This is a genomic window from Acinetobacter sp. CWB-B33, assembly GCF_039655955.1.
GTDB classification, from domain to species: domain Bacteria; phylum Pseudomonadota; class Gammaproteobacteria; order Pseudomonadales; family Moraxellaceae; genus Acinetobacter; species Acinetobacter bouvetii.
This window is the reverse complement of sequence record NZ_JAGFEU010000004.1, coordinates 125,204-139,001: the sequence shown is the minus strand read 5'-3', so window position 1 is coordinate 139,001 and position 13,798 is coordinate 125,204. Positions and strand designations below refer to the sequence as shown.

The 13,798-nt window shown below is 46.3% G+C and carries 12 protein-coding genes; 1 reads left to right on the top strand and 11 read right to left on the bottom strand.

Annotation, left to right across the window (positions count from 1 at the left end):
- Nucleotides 1-17: 17 nt before the first annotated feature.
- The 8 genes from JZ784_RS12775 to JZ784_RS12740 are packed head-to-tail and all read right to left on the bottom strand — an operon-like array spanning nt 18 to nt 7,637.
- Nucleotides 18-857, bottom strand: a complete 840-nt coding sequence (locus JZ784_RS12775; protein WP_346315123.1) for a hypothetical protein — start codon at nt 855-857, stop codon at nt 18-20.
- Nucleotides 858-875: 18 nt separating this feature from the next.
- The gene (gene aroB, locus JZ784_RS12770) at nt 876-1,955 is read right to left on the bottom strand and encodes a 3-dehydroquinate synthase (RefSeq protein ID WP_346315122.1); all 1,080 of its coding nucleotides are present in this window, start codon (nt 1,953-1,955) and stop codon (nt 876-878) included.
- Nucleotides 1,956-1,972: 17 nt separating this feature from the next.
- Entirely contained in the window at nt 1,973-2,518 is a 546-nt protein-coding gene (gene aroK / locus JZ784_RS12765; protein ID WP_005013198.1) for a shikimate kinase AroK, read from the bottom strand.
- Nucleotides 2,519-2,554: 36 nt separating this feature from the next.
- Nucleotides 2,555-4,654 carry a type IV pilus secretin PilQ gene (pilQ, locus tag JZ784_RS12760; protein ID WP_346315121.1) on the bottom strand — a complete coding sequence of 700 codons (2,100 nt, stop codon included), beginning with the start codon at nt 4,652-4,654 and terminating at the stop codon, nt 2,555-2,557.
- A 16-nt stretch (nt 4,655-4,670) separates the two neighbouring features.
- Nucleotides 4,671-5,198, bottom strand: coding sequence for a pilus assembly protein PilP (locus JZ784_RS12755; RefSeq protein WP_346315120.1), 528 nt, complete (start codon nt 5,196-5,198; stop codon nt 4,671-4,673).
- Nucleotides 5,198-5,923, bottom strand: a complete 726-nt coding sequence (gene pilO, locus JZ784_RS12750) for a type 4a pilus biogenesis protein PilO (protein ID WP_346315119.1) — start codon at nt 5,921-5,923, stop codon at nt 5,198-5,200. The genes JZ784_RS12755 and pilO overlap by 1 nt, the downstream gene beginning before the upstream one ends.
- Nucleotides 5,920-6,579 (bottom strand): PilN domain-containing protein, encoded by a 660-nt coding sequence (locus JZ784_RS12745; protein WP_346315118.1) that lies wholly within the window; start codon nt 6,577-6,579, stop codon nt 5,920-5,922. The genes pilO and JZ784_RS12745 overlap by 4 nt, the downstream gene beginning before the upstream one ends.
- A complete protein-coding gene (locus JZ784_RS12740) occupies nt 6,579-7,637 on the bottom strand; it encodes a pilus assembly protein PilM (protein ID WP_346315117.1) in 1,059 nt (352 codons plus the stop codon). The genes JZ784_RS12745 and JZ784_RS12740 overlap by 1 nt, the downstream gene beginning before the upstream one ends.
- A 164-nt stretch (nt 7,638-7,801) precedes the next feature.
- On the opposite strand from JZ784_RS12740, the gene ponA reads away from it, so the two are divergent.
- A complete protein-coding gene (gene ponA, locus JZ784_RS12735; protein WP_346315116.1) occupies nt 7,802-10,339 on the top strand; it encodes a penicillin-binding protein PBP1a in 2,538 nt (845 codons plus the stop codon).
- 55 nt (nt 10,340-10,394) lie between these two features.
- On the opposite strand, the gene JZ784_RS12730 is transcribed toward ponA, so the two are convergent.
- The 3 genes from JZ784_RS12730 to murF all read right to left on the bottom strand — a co-directional run bounded on the left by JZ784_RS12730 (nt 10,395) and on the right by murF (nt 13,794).
- Nucleotides 10,395-11,198 (bottom strand): putative RNA methyltransferase, encoded by an 804-nt coding sequence (locus tag JZ784_RS12730; protein ID WP_346315115.1) that lies wholly within the window; start codon nt 11,196-11,198, stop codon nt 10,395-10,397.
- Between the two features lie 67 nt (nt 11,199-11,265).
- Complete coding sequence (mraY, locus tag JZ784_RS12725; RefSeq protein ID WP_346315114.1) at nt 11,266-12,384, bottom strand: phospho-N-acetylmuramoyl-pentapeptide-transferase; 1,119 nt, start codon at nt 12,382-12,384, stop codon at nt 11,266-11,268.
- A complete protein-coding gene (gene murF / locus JZ784_RS12720; RefSeq protein ID WP_346315113.1) occupies nt 12,385-13,794 on the bottom strand; it encodes a UDP-N-acetylmuramoyl-tripeptide--D-alanyl-D-alanine ligase in 1,410 nt (469 codons plus the stop codon).
- Between the last annotated feature and the right edge of the window lie 4 nt (nt 13,795-13,798).

Sequence of the window (13,798 nt, the reverse complement as noted above, 5' to 3'; positions counted from 1 at the left end):
GCGCTATTTTAGAACCGCTAATTAAACGGGTCTGTCACCTCGGTCTGCGCAGGCGCATTTTTAGGATGGGCCGCATCCGCACTGCTCTGCGACTGCTGCACATTGACGACGTTGCCATCTGCATCACGGCGGGTTACTGTTGTCGTAGTGGTTGCCGTTTTCGCTTCCGCTGCTTGCCGCGCTTGAACTTCAGCGCGTTTTGCCGCAATTTGCGCTTCATCTACCTGCGGCAAAGGCGCCGTCTTCAGGTTCACAGCATACAGCTTGCTGCTGGCTTTCAGCTCATCCGAGCCAAGATCATTTACAAAGGGCTGATATTGCTGAATTTCAACAACTGCAGGCTTAATCGATGCCGGTAAAGCAACGTTCAAATCAGCCAAAGCGGCCTTGGCATCATCCGAATTACGGTAAACACCATAAAGCAACACATATTGCTCGGCATGATTTTCACCGGATAGCCTCAAATACGAAAAATTGCTTCTATTAGATTGCTTTTTGAGGAATTTTTTTAAAATAGCTTCATCTGAAACACGAAACAATTCAAGCGTGTAAGACTTTTTCTGCTCATTCACAAACTTGGTTCCGCGGAATTCAGCTTCATGCTGGGCGGCAGATACGACACGAGCAGACATATCCAGAGGTTTGACTTCATCAAATAATGCACCAAGATGGTTCATCGCAGATACTTTTTCAGGCTGAATCTGCAGTTCGACTTCAGTTTCAGCTTTTTTTTCCACTTCAACCAGTTCTTTAGTGTCTGAAATAGCCCAAAAGACCAAGGCAAAAAACAAACAGGCCCCACCGAACACAAGCCAAATATAATTTTGTATCTGCTGCCAATGTGTACGGAGAGCCACGGTGTATTTCCTTTTAAACTATTGCTGATTTGCCAGAATGGCCTGCTTCATCAACTCTGCATCAAATTCTTTAGTGATAACCGCTTGACCTAATTGCTTCATCAATACCAGTCGAAGCTGGCCATTCATCACTTTTTTATCATGTGACATATAGGCCAAGAAATCATCCAGTGGAATTTTAGGGCATCTGATTGGCAAATTGGCGCGTAAAATGATTTTTTTTGTACGCTCTAAATCTTCCAAGCTGATCCAGCCCATGCGATGCGACAGATCAGCAGCCATCACCATGCCTGTTGCAACCGCTTCACCATGCAGCCAAACCCCATATCCCATATAGGATTCAATCGCATGGCCAAAGGTATGCCCCAAGTTCAGTAAAGCGCGCTCACCCTGCTCTTTCTCATCATTGGCAACAATTCTGGCTTTGTGCGCGCAAGAACGGTATACGGCTTCTGCCAGCAAAACCGGATCGCGCCCCACCAGGCCATCCATATGCATTTCCAGCCAACTCAAAAAATCCAGATCACCTAAAAGCGCATATTTAATCACTTCCGCCAAACCTGCAGACAGCTCCCGCTCAGGCAAAGTAATCAGCTGCGCCATATCCGCCATAACCACTTGCGGCTGCTGAAAAGCGCCAATCATATTTTTGCCCAAAGGATGATTAATGCCCGTTTTTCCGCCTACGCTGGAATCCACCTGAGAAAGCAATGTTGTAGGCACTTGAATAAAATACACGCCGCGCTGAAAGCACGCCGAAGCAAAACCGGCCATATCGCCAATCACACCGCCGCCTAGGGCTAAAACTGTGCAATCCCGGTTAAAGCCGGCCTCCAGAAGCGCATCAAAAATTAAATTGAGATGCTCTATATTTTTATATTTTTCACCATCCGGCAGCGTACAGACAGCAACCGTTTTCCCCAAAGCTTCGACCGCAGCTTGATAATGCAAAAGATATAAAGGCGCGACTGTTTCATTGGTCACAATCATGACTTGCCGGCCATGAATATACGGCTCTAAAAGCGCTTTTGGATCAAGCTGGCTGCCAATAAAAATAGGATAACGGCGTTCACCGAGTTCAACATGTAGGGTTTGCATGACTTTAACCAGTGTATTTAATTTACGGCATTTCGAGAAAGAATTAAATTTAAGATTTTTTGCGCTAAATCACGGGCAGCGCCTTGATTCGTTTCAATAATATGATCTGCAACTTCCCGATAAAGAGGATCTCGGATTTCAAGCAAGTCTTTCAATTTTTTTTCTGGATTTTCGACTTGAAGAAGAGGGCGGTTTTTATCCCGGTAAGTCCGCTGCAGCTGGATCTCCACCGGCGTGTAAAGATAAACCACAATACCGCGTTTTTTTAAAAACTCTCGGTTGGGGGCTTGAGTCACAGCACCGCCGCCAGTCGCTAATACCAGCTGGCGCCGCGCAGTCAACTCATCAATTACAACAGTTTCACGGCTGCGAAATCCCTGCTCACCTTCTTTTTCGAAGATCCACGGAATGGTTGCACCTGTTTTACGTTCAATTTCATGATCGCTGTCAAGAAATTCACGCCCTAACAATTCGGCCAAATGCCGCCCGACTGTTGTTTTTCCTGCCCCCATTGGCCCTACCAAATAAATATTTGGCAGGGAGTCAAACTCTTTGCTTGGCAAGGAGTCACCTATTTATTTTGCTAAATTCAAAATATATTAATGATTTCCAACCGCACTGTCATTAACAATTCGAGGTGTTACAAAAATTAGCAACTCAGTTTGGCTATTCGCCTTCACATTGTTCTTAAATAAATTTCCAACGATTGGCAAATCCCCTAAGAATGGAACTTTTTGATATTTATTTTGTTTAATATCATCAAAGATACCGCCCAGCACGACAGTTTCACCATCGCCCACTAAAACATTAGTCTCAAGTTTATTGGTATTAATTAAATAGCCTGCCGCTGTTAAATCCCCAACGGTATCCTTATTCACTCTCAATGCCATCTGCACCTTACCATCTGGTGTAATGCTTGGCGTGACTTCCAGCTTGAGATTTGCATCAACGAAACTTGTCACGGTGCCACCTTCAGCACTCCACGACTGATATGGAATTTGATCTCCGCGCAAAATAGATGCTTTCTGCTTATCGCCAGTAAGCACTTTAGGTGCAGACAATACTTCACCATGACCATCAGATTGCAATGCCGTCAACTGAAGATCCAGCATGAAATCCGAAATTTTCAATAAGCCAAAGTTAAATGTTCCAGCAGTTGCTGTACCCAAATCCACTCCTAAATCAAATTTAGGAGAATACTCCCCACCCCAAACATTAGAGCCGTTAGCGCCCGCAGATAAGCTCGGATTATTGCGCTGCAAGCCCCAATTAATGCCGAGCGAACGAGAAAAATCTGTTTGTGCAGTTACAATACGCGCCTCAATCATCACTTGCTTAACTGCCACATCCAGCAAATCAATCATTTTTCTGACTTTATCAATATTGTGTGCTGTATCATTGACAATAAGTGTATTTGTCCTGTTATCTGAAACTACGCTTCCTCGGGAACTTAGCAGACTTTCAAGCGCCAATGAGCTAGAACCTGCAGTGCCATTTGCCACTGCGCCTTTACTATCTCTAGAATCTTCCAATAATTTTAAGATATCAGATGATTTCGCATAGCTTAATTGTATATATTCCGTTTGAATCGGCGCCAATTTAATACTTTGCGCAATCGCTTTTGCCTCATCATCTTCAGATTTAATTAATTCTGATACAGGTGCAATCCAAATCACATTGCCATTGCGGCGCTTATCCAGGTTTTTTGTTTTTAACACAATATCTAAAGCTTGATCCCAAGGCACATCCTTCATACGCAAGGTTATATTCCCTTGCACCGAATCAGAAGCAACCATATTGATTCCAGTGAAATCTGCCAGCAGCTGAAGTACGCGTCGAACCTCAATATCTTGGAAATCTAAAGAAATTTTCTTCCCAGTATAGCTATTAGCCGTTCTAGGACGAAGTGGATTCTTATCTTCAGGACGTTTCAAGCTTACTGTTAGCTTATTATCTGTCTGATAAGCCATATATTCAAAATTACCAGCAGACTGAATGGTAATAACACCATTTCCGCCATCATTATGCGCATCCACTGTCGAAACAGGCGTAGCAAAATCATTCACATTCAAGCGGCGGGTTAAATGTACAGGCACTTTATTCCCTAACGTACGAATAATAATTTTACTGCCCTGCTGCTGTACATCAATTGGAGTATTACCTCCTAAAAGATCAACCACCACTTGACCTTCCCCATTTGACCCGCGATTAAAGCCAATATTGGAAATGCCTTGCGTCTGGCTTTTCACCGACGACTGTAAGGGTTCATTCGATACTGAATTGATTTTCAGAATAAAAGTGTTGCCCTCAACACGTGTCGTAAATGCACCAGCATCTGTTAAATTCACAGTTAAGCGAGAGCGCTGAGAATCTGAAGAAATATCTACAGAACTCGCCTCACTTGTCGCAACTGGAATTGAATTTTGCTTTAGCTTCTGATCCGCTTTATCAAAATCTAAAATCAGGCGTGAAGGCTGTTCAAGCTGATAGGCCTGAGGCTGCGGAGGCAAACCATTGAACATCACACGAATTTCAGTACCTTGACCAGGCAGCTGCATTGGCACGATATTCGTCATACTGACTTGAGCGCTGGCAGCCTGCATGACAGCTATTGCAACTGCACCCATTGAAAACTGACGAAACACTTGATTCATTGTATTGCCATCCCCAAAAATAAAATCTCTAACACTATTTTTCATTTTTATTCCTTTAAACTTAAGGTGCCGGTCCAATTAAAATAAGACTTCTAGGACGCTCAACAAAACCTTCTCGCCCATCTGGAATAATCTCCATTACATCAATCTGAGTTGGTGTGATTTTTATAATACGGCCATGATTAAGCCCCATATAACTACCCACCTGCACTCGTTCAATTTGACCATCAGGCGTCTGGATTAATGCCATAATTTGCCCTGATTGATTCCGCAAGCTTCCTTTTAAATTTAAATTTTCAATCGGGTAGCTTTCTAGCGGCTGCAGCTGGCGGTTTAAATTCGGATAAACCCGCTTTCCTGCATTTATTTTCAATTCAGACGCCAATGAACCTGGCATGAAAGGGCTTCTTAATTGCTGCGCTGCATAATTAAAGCTTTCAACAGGCACGAAATCGGGTGCTGGTTCGATTGCGATCGGCTGCTGATTGCGGATATTCGCCATCTCCTGACTGACCACATCGATACGCGACTCACAACCTGAAAGCACTGCACCAAGCATCACAAACATAGAAATTTTTTGAATTTTCATTAGTTTGCTCCCCCTGCTGGTGCCGTTTGACTTTCTTTAGCATCACCGGCTTCATCACTGGTACCAATATAGCGATACGTCTTCGCCTTTAAACTGTAATCAACCTTTGGAATATCCGTTCTTTTTTCTTTATTTTCCGTTGCCGTAATCTCAAAATCATGCAAGGTGACAATTCGAGACAATCCTGAAATCCCGCTGACAAATGCGCCAAATGAATGGTAATCTCCCGTGGCATCTATTGCGATCGGCTGCTCAATAAAAAACTCTTGCTTCACTTCAGGTTCAAGACGGATGTTTTTAAACTTCAATCCAGAATTCACGCCAGTTAAGTTGATATCTTCAACCAAACCAGGAATTTCAGTTTCTTTGGGCAATTGCTCCAATTGCTGATTAAAGCGTGCTTCCATCTCCTGCAGCTGCATTTGATACTGCTGCAAATTGCGGAGTTTAGAGTCCTTTTCCCTAAATTCATTCAGCAAGTTTTGCTCGTGCGCATTCGCATTAGAGATGTCATCCATCTTGCCTTTAATCGCCAAAAAATAACCTGCAACCAGTACAAACACAATAATAAAAATCCAGCAGGTAATTTTTACCGATAATGGCCAGCTTCCATAGTTATTGGTATCCAGTGTATTGAATTGCTGTAAAAATTTATCCAAAGTCATTTTTTTCTTTGGTGCAAGTACAGCTTCTTGACTTAATTCTTCAAATTCTTCACGGCTCATTTGGCGGCCTCCGGTGTAGAAGCAGCAGTGCCTGATTGTGCCGCAGCAGCAGAATCAGCTCCAGACAATTCAGGCTGTGCAATAGCGTCCAAATCAGCAGTTACGGTAAATGTTCCATAGCTATCTTCGATACGGGGCACAATAGAGCTAGCCGCCTGATTTTTCTTATCTTCTGTTGCTAAAAAAGAACTCATGAATGCGTTGCGGTACCATGAGGAAGCCTCAAGATTACGGAGCAGTTCCGCAACTGTATTTGGACTTTCCGCCTTGCCTTCCAATGTGAATTTATCCCCTAAACGGCTGAACTTTGTAATATACAAATTGCTTGGGGTAACACGCACCAGTTCATCAACCAGATGAACTGCAATTGGCCGCTGGCCTTGCAGGCCTTGAATCAGCTTCATCCGTTCAACAATCGCGTTTCGCTGTTCCTGCAAGCCTTCCAGCGACTTCAGCTGAATATCCAAATTTTGATTGGTGCTGACAATGAGCTGATTCGCTTGTTCCTGATCCTGCAATCGGTTATCAAAATACAGCCAAGTTGAACCAACCCCTAAAACCCCAATAAAAAATGCCCCAATGCAAATCGCAATAAATTCTTTTTTTCGTTTCTCTCTGAGCGCATCGCGCCAAGGAAGCAGGTTAATTTTTGCCATCAATCAAAACTCCTCAATGCTAAACCACATGCCACCAAGAGCGATGAAGCGTCATTTTCAATTTTTTTAATATCAATTTGAGGTGAAAAACCCATTTGCAAAAATGGATTGGCAATCGTGACCCGGTAACCCAGCTTCTGCTGCAGCAATTTTGCTAATCCCGGAATGTTGGCATTCCCGCCAGCCAGCAAAATATGGTCAATTTCATTAAACTGTGAAGATGAAAAGAAAAACTGCAATGAGCGCGCTGCCTGCTGCACAACCGCTTCTAAAAACGGCTCCAGCACTTCAATATCATAATCATCCGGCAATGCGCGGGTTTTTTTTGCGCGCCCTGCTTCTTCAAAAGATAGGCCATAGCGGTTTTGAATTTCTTGAGTTAACTGCTTGCCACCAAAAACCTGTTCACGGGTATAAATGACTTTATTATTCTGCATCACAGACAAAGTCGTCATGCTGTGCCCAATATCCAAGATCCCGACAGTTTTCACCCCCATTGGCAATGTATCAGCAAATACTTTAAATGCATTTTCCAAAGCAAAGCTTTCTACATCGGCGATTTTAGGCGACAAGCCTGCCAGCTCCAGCACTTCAGAACGCGCTTCAATATTTTCAATTCGAGTGGCTACCAGCAGAACATTGACACGGTTTGGGTTGGATAAGCGGTCTGGAAGAACTTCAAAGTCAAGGCTCGCTTCATCCAAAGGGAAAGGAATATACTGCTCCGCATCCATACGAATTTGAACTTCACGCTCATCACTCGTCATATCAGCATCCATCTCAATGATTTTTGTAATCACCATTGAAGTTGGTATGGCCAATGCGGCATTCACTGTTTGAGTATTGGCTAAATTAATCGCACGCTCTAGTGAATCGCCCACAGCTTCTGGATTTAAGATGTTTTTTTCAACAACGCTTCCTTCCGACAAAGGTACCAAAGCATAGCTTTCTACCCAATACCGTCCACTTTTTACAGAAAGTTCCAAAACCTTAACAGAAGTCGAACTAATATCGACTCCCATCAACCCCTTATTTGGCTTACGATATAACCTGAGCACAATATAATTCCTATTATTTTTTTATCCCCAAAAAATTAACTCACTAATTAGATTTGGTCTATAATTTTATGCAGATACAATATCTCATATAACAATCTGCACGGCTTAAGGATATACTGACCGCTAATTAGTTTGCCATTAGCTCTTATTAAAACTTACTTGTTATGAAAAAGCTATCTTGTTCAGGCCTTGTTCATCCATTTTTTTTGATCCTAATTATTGTATTGGTCTCAATTCCGATGGGTTTCTATGGCATGTATCTCTATATTGCCCCATCTTTACCTGAAATGTCTATCTTAAAAAAGGCGCCGTTACTAAAGCCTTTGCAAGTGTATAGTGCAGATAATGAGCTGATTGCCGAGTATGGGGGCAAACTGTCCGTGCCGGTGGAATACAATCAAATTCCGCCCACTTTTATCCATGCCTTTTTAGCAGCCGAAGATTCGTCATTTTTTGAGCACAGCGGCATCAGCTTTAAAGGCATTGGCCGCGCGGTCAGTGAAAGCGTCACCGGCTCTGATGTACAGACCGGCGGGTCTACCATTACCATGCAGGTTGCCAAAAACTACTATTTAAGCCCTGAACGCACCCTAAAGCGCAAACTGACTGAAATTTTTTTAGCGCGGAAAATTGAAGAAAACCTCAGTAAAGAAGAAATTTTAACGCTGTATGTCAATAAAATCTTTTTAGGCAAAAATGCCTATGGCATTGCAGCTGCCGCTAAGATCTATTACAACAAAAACTTAGACGAGCTCACTACTGCGCAGATGGCGATGATTTCCGGCCTGCCAAAAGCGCCGTCAAAGTACAATCCTGTCGCCAATCCCAAACGCGCCCTTGAACGCCGCAACTGGATTTTAGGCCGCATGCTTCAGCTCGGCTATATCAATCAGCCCGAATACCAAAAAGCCATTGCTGAACCCATCAGTCTGGATATGCCTGAACGGGGCGTCAGCAACCGCTTCCCGTATGTCGGCGAAATGGTCCGCTCCGAACTCGTGCAGACGCTGGGTGAACAGGCAACTGATTCAGGCTATAAGGTGTATACGACTATCAACAGCAAGCGCCAGGCCTATGCTGAAGAAGCGGTGCAAAACGGTTTGGAAGATTATGACCGCCGCCACGGCTGGCGCGGCGCGGAAGCGCATGACAAACCGCTGTCGGAGTTTATGGCTTATGCCAATACCTTTCCCGCAGAAGTGATAAAAGTCGGATCATCGACTTTTGACGCTTTAATGCAGGATGGCTCTACGGTAACCGTACCGTGGTCGGGCATGTCATGGGCGCGTCCCTACCGCAATGCCAACAGCGTAGGCAATGCGCCAAGCAATGCTTCGCAAATTGTGAAAGTAAAAGATATTATCCGTTTGCGCCCCAATCAGGACAAAACCTCCTGGTCCTTAGTGCAGATTCCCAAAGCGCAAGGCCAGCTGATCGCGCTGAATCCCAATAATGGCGCGATTGAAGCCATTGCTGGCGGCTACAACTTCTATCAGTCTAAATTCAACCGCGCCCTGCAGGGCTGGCGCCAGCCCGGTTCAACCATCAAGCCGTTCGTCTACGCCTTGGCTTTAGAACGCGGCATGACGCCCTACAGCATGGTCAATGACAGCCCAATCACCATTGGCAAATGGACGCCGAAAAACTCGGATGGCCGCTATTTAGGCATGATTCCTTTGCGCCGCGCGCTGTACTTGTCGCGCAATACCGTATCTGTGCGCCTGCTGCAAATAGTGGGCATTGAACGCACGCGCCAGTTATTTATGGATTTCGGCCTGCAGGAAAACCAAATTCCGCGCAACTACACGATTGCCCTCGGCACACCGCAGGTCTTGCCTGTGCAGATGGCGACAGGCTATGCGACTTTCGCCAATGGCGGTTACCGCATTCAGCCGCATTTTATTGACCGGATTGAAGATGCATACGGCAAGGTCATTTACCAATCCAACCCTGAATATGCTTGCATTCAATGCATCAATGAAAAAGATCAGCCTCTGGATGCGAATGAACCGGTTACGCCTGATGATGAAGCCTTCCAAGTCGCTGGCGCTGCCCAAATGCAGCCTGAAAATGAAATTAATACTGCAGACTACCGCCAGGCGACACGGATTCTCAAATCCAGCTCAGCTTTTGATATGGCCAACATCTTGCGGGATGTCATTCAGCACGGTACTGGACGCGCTGCGCTGAAAATTGGCAGGAATGACATTGGCGGCAAAACAGGAACCACCAATGATGCTAAAGATGCCTGGTTCGCAGGCTTTAACAGCAAATTAGTCGCGATTGCATGGGTTGGCTTTGACCAGCCCGCCACGCTCGGACGCCGTGAGTATGGCGGTGTCGCCGCATTGCCTGTTTGGACAAACTTTATGGCAAATGCATTGAAAGATACGCCTGAGTCTTGGGTGCGCTTAGATAAAAATGCCAAAGCGCCAATCAACCGCAATCAAGCAGCCAGCAATGACCCTGCTGCTGATCAGGCGCGTGACCGCGCGGCACCGCCATTAGCGCAGCCAATCTATCGCCCGGCGCCCGCACCTGCCGCCCGCGGCCCGGCACAGAATGATTTTGCAGATTTGCCCGGTGAAGAAATGTTAGTGCCGAATAATAGCGCACCGCCTGCAATGCAAAACCGCCCTGCTCCGTCTGCGCCTAGAGCGCATTCAGACGCACTGGGAGAACTCATCGAACAGGTTGAATAAATCATTGAAATGTAAAAAGCCCTCATATGAGGGCTTTTTACATTTCAATGCAGCCTTATTTTTTCTGGAAAATAAATATTTGAAATTGTGCTGTTAATTCAATTTCCGCTTGAGCTTCCAGAACAATTCTGCGTTCAGGCTTCGCCTTATAGGCATATGGCGTCATGGCAATCAGATTTTTAAGGTCCTGCTGCGGCAAGACCATTGGGGCATCAATGATCAGCTCTTCCATCAGCTCAAAAGCATCTTCCAGCTGATGCGCAAATTTATGCGGATCATGCGCCTGCACCTCTTCAAACAGCGCCTCACGCAGCACATACAAATGCTGCGGCCCAGGGGTGACCACCATCAAATAGCCCTGAGGCTTCAGCACCCGCAAGATTTCATCTTTGGGAATCGGGCTGAACAAACTGGTGCACAAATCAACAGAATGCTCCAGCACCGGCAGCGTTGCCCCCGTCCCCACCACCCAGGTGATATTTTTATTCAATTTGGCGGCGGCCTGTACTGCATTTTTAGCAATATCCACCCCTACACACTGCATCACTTCGCTGTGCATCGCATTGGTGTAATAGCCTTCGCCGCAGCCGATATCCAATAAATTTTCAATGCGCAATGCCTTGATTTTTTCAACGGCGGCCTGCTGCAGCGGCGCATAATGGCCTGCGCTTAAAAATGCACGGCGCGCCTGTACAGATTCAGGCGTATCTCCTGGATTTTTACTGTGCTTATGCTGTACCACATGTAAATTGACATAGCCCTGCTTTGCCACATCATAACTGTGATTGTTGTCACAGCGCCATGTCTTGTCTGTCAGCTTTAATTGCTTATGGCAAACTGGACACATCAGCAGATTCATCATTTTCTCCAAAGCCATTCAGGCATAAAAAAAGCCGGCAAATGCCGGCTTTTCAGATTCAATTCGCTTAACGCAATTTTAAAGTCATTAGACCCAAAACTACCAGCATAATTGTAATAATCCAAAAACGGATCACGACTTGGGTTTCACGCCAGCCTTTTTTCTCATAATGGTGATGCAGCGGCGCCATCAAAAATACCCGCTTGTTGCGCATGCGCAGCGAGCCGATTTGCAGAAAGACTGAAATTGCCTCAACCACAAATACACCGCCCATAATGGCGAATACGATTTCCTGACGCACCATCACTGCGATGGTGCCCAGCATTGCGCCTAAAGACAATGCGCCGACATCACCCATGAAGACTTGAGCGGGATGCGCATTATACCAAAGGAAGGCCAAGCCTGCGCCGATCATGGCTGCGCAGATCACCACCAATTCAGAGGCATACTTCACATAAGGGATATGCAGATAATTTGCAAAGCGCGCATCTCCGCCTAAATAAGCAAATACGCCTAAGCCTGCAGCCACCAGCACAATCGGCATGATCGCCAGGCCATCCAAGCCATCGGTCAGGTTGACCGCATTGGATGCGCCGTTAATCACTAAATAGGTGAAAAGAATAAAGCCGATGCCCAGTGGAATCGCAGACAGCGGAATGCTGATTTCTTTAAAGAATGGAATCAGCACATCCAGCATATCTGCCGTATGCACAGGATTCGCCTGATGTGTGGCAATCACATACAGCGCAATACCCGCCCCTAAAGAACCCACAGAAGTCCAAAAGAACTTTTTCTTCGCCGGTAGGCCGGCATTATCTTTATAGCGGACTTTAATCCAGTCATCAGCCCAGCCGACTGCGCCAAAGATCACCATCACGGCCAGTACAATCCAGACATATGGATTAGATAAATCCGCCCACAGCAAAGTTGAGATGCCGATGGAGAGCAGCACCAGAATGCCGCCCATGGTTGGCGTGCCCATTTTCTTTGCATGGTTTTCAGGCGCAAATGAGCTCACTGCTTGGCCGTATTTCAAAGCCTGCAGCTTGCGGATCATGAATGGCCCTAAAGCCAATCCAATCGTCAGCGCAGTCAGTACGCTCAGCAGTGAACGCAATGTCAAATAACGAACAACCTGAAACGAGCTGTGATAGCCCGCAAGATGTTCAAATAACCATAACAACATTTAGAGTTTCTCCATCAAGTCAGCCATCAATGTTTCCATGTGGGTATAGCGGGAACCTTTAAACAGGAAACTCATGGACTGAGGCTGATGTGTTTCAACGAGACTTAATAAAAGAGGCAGCGCCTGCGCTTGCGTTAAAAACGCCTGCAATTTTTTACCGTACTGGGTGCTGCGTGCGCCTTCCTGCACCGCAGGTGAAAATTCACCGACAGCAATCACAAAGTTTACACCTTTGACAGAGACCAGGTCACGCCCCAGCATGTAATGCTGCTGCGCGGCGCTGCTTCCCAGTTCGCCAATATCTCCCATCACCATCACTTTAATGCCATCCTGCTGCGCTAAGACCTCCGCGGCGGCGCGCATAGAAGTTGGATTGGCATTGTAAGTATCATCAATAAACAAATGATTTTTATGCTGAATAAAATTCAGGCGACCCTTCGCCCCTGTGGCGTTTTCCAGGCCGGCAGCAATATCATCCAAGCCGATGCCTATAGACAAGGCAAAAGCCGCAGCCGCCGAGGCATTTTGCACATTATGCTCTCCAGCAAATGGCAAATCCACATGGCGCGCGCCTGCAGGCGTATTTAAAGTAAAACTTGAGGATTGAGGGTGCAGCTCGATCTCTGTGGCAAAGACATCACCGCCTGCGCCAAAACTCATGACTTTTTCTGTCTGTACAGCGCTGCGGATCTCATCACTGAAATCATCCGCTGCCGGCACAATCGATGTGCCGGTTTTGGCAATATGGCTATAAATTTCAGATTTGGCGCGGCAAATGCCGTCCCGGCCGCCAAATTCCCCCATATGCGCTGTGCCGATATTGATAATCCCTGCGGCCTGAGGCTGAACCAGATTAGAGGTATAATCAATTTCGCCCTGATGGCTGGCGCCCAGCTCCATCACCGCATACTGATGCTCTGGACGCAGCTCCAGCAGCATCATCGGCACGCCTAAATCATTGTTCAGGTTGCCGCGGGTGATCAGTGTCGGCGCTAAGCGGGACAAAATGCTGCCCAGCATTTCCTTCGTGGTGGTCTTGCCGCTGCTGCCTGTCAATGCAATCACCTTCAGCTGCGGATTGCGCGCGCGGCGGTAAGCGCCCAGCCGGCCAAGAGCCAAACGGGTATCCTCAACCACCAGCTGGCAAATCTCAGCATCTACAGGATGGCTGACAATAGCCACTGCGCAGCCATTGCCCGCCACTTGCGCAATAAAATCATGCGCGTCAAAACGCTCGCCTTTCAGCGCCAAAAAGGCATCGCCTTGTTCTGCATGGCGCGAGTCTGTCAGGATGCGCTTGATGTCACCTTGCGGCGCTCTGCCTTGATGCCATTGACCTTGAGCGGCCTCTGCCAATTGTTCCGCTGTCCAAGGCTCTAAAGGCACGGTACTTGTTGTTGAGGTATGCATCTTA

Excerpts from the sequence above, each read along its gene's own strand:
- aroB (WP_346315122.1), bottom strand. The coding sequence starts at position 1,955 with ATGCAAACCCTACATGTTGAACTCGGTGAACGCCGTTATCCTATTTTT.
- pilQ (WP_346315121.1), bottom strand. The coding sequence starts at position 4,654 with ATGAAAAATAGTGTTAGAGATTTTATTTTTGGGGATGGCAATACAATG.
- JZ784_RS12755 (WP_346315120.1), bottom strand. The coding sequence starts at position 5,198 with ATGAAAATTCAAAAAATTTCTATGTTTGTGATGCTTGGTGCAGTGCTT.
- pilO (WP_346315119.1), bottom strand. The coding sequence starts at position 5,923 with ATGAGCCGTGAAGAATTTGAAGAATTAAGTCAAGAAGCTGTACTTGCA.
- JZ784_RS12745 (WP_346315118.1), bottom strand. The coding sequence starts at position 6,579 with ATGGCAAAAATTAACCTGCTTCCTTGGCGCGATGCGCTCAGAGAGAAA.
- ponA (WP_346315116.1), top strand. The coding sequence starts at position 7,802 with ATGAAAAAGCTATCTTGTTCAGGCCTTGTTCATCCATTTTTTTTGATC.
- JZ784_RS12730 (WP_346315115.1), bottom strand. The coding sequence starts at position 11,198 with ATGAATCTGCTGATGTGTCCAGTTTGCCATAAGCAATTAAAGCTGACA.
- mraY (WP_346315114.1), bottom strand. The coding sequence starts at position 12,384 with ATGTTGTTATGGTTATTTGAACATCTTGCGGGCTATCACAGCTCGTTT.
- murF (WP_346315113.1), bottom strand. The coding sequence starts at position 13,794 with ATGCATACCTCAACAACAAGTACCGTGCCTTTAGAGCCTTGGACAGCG.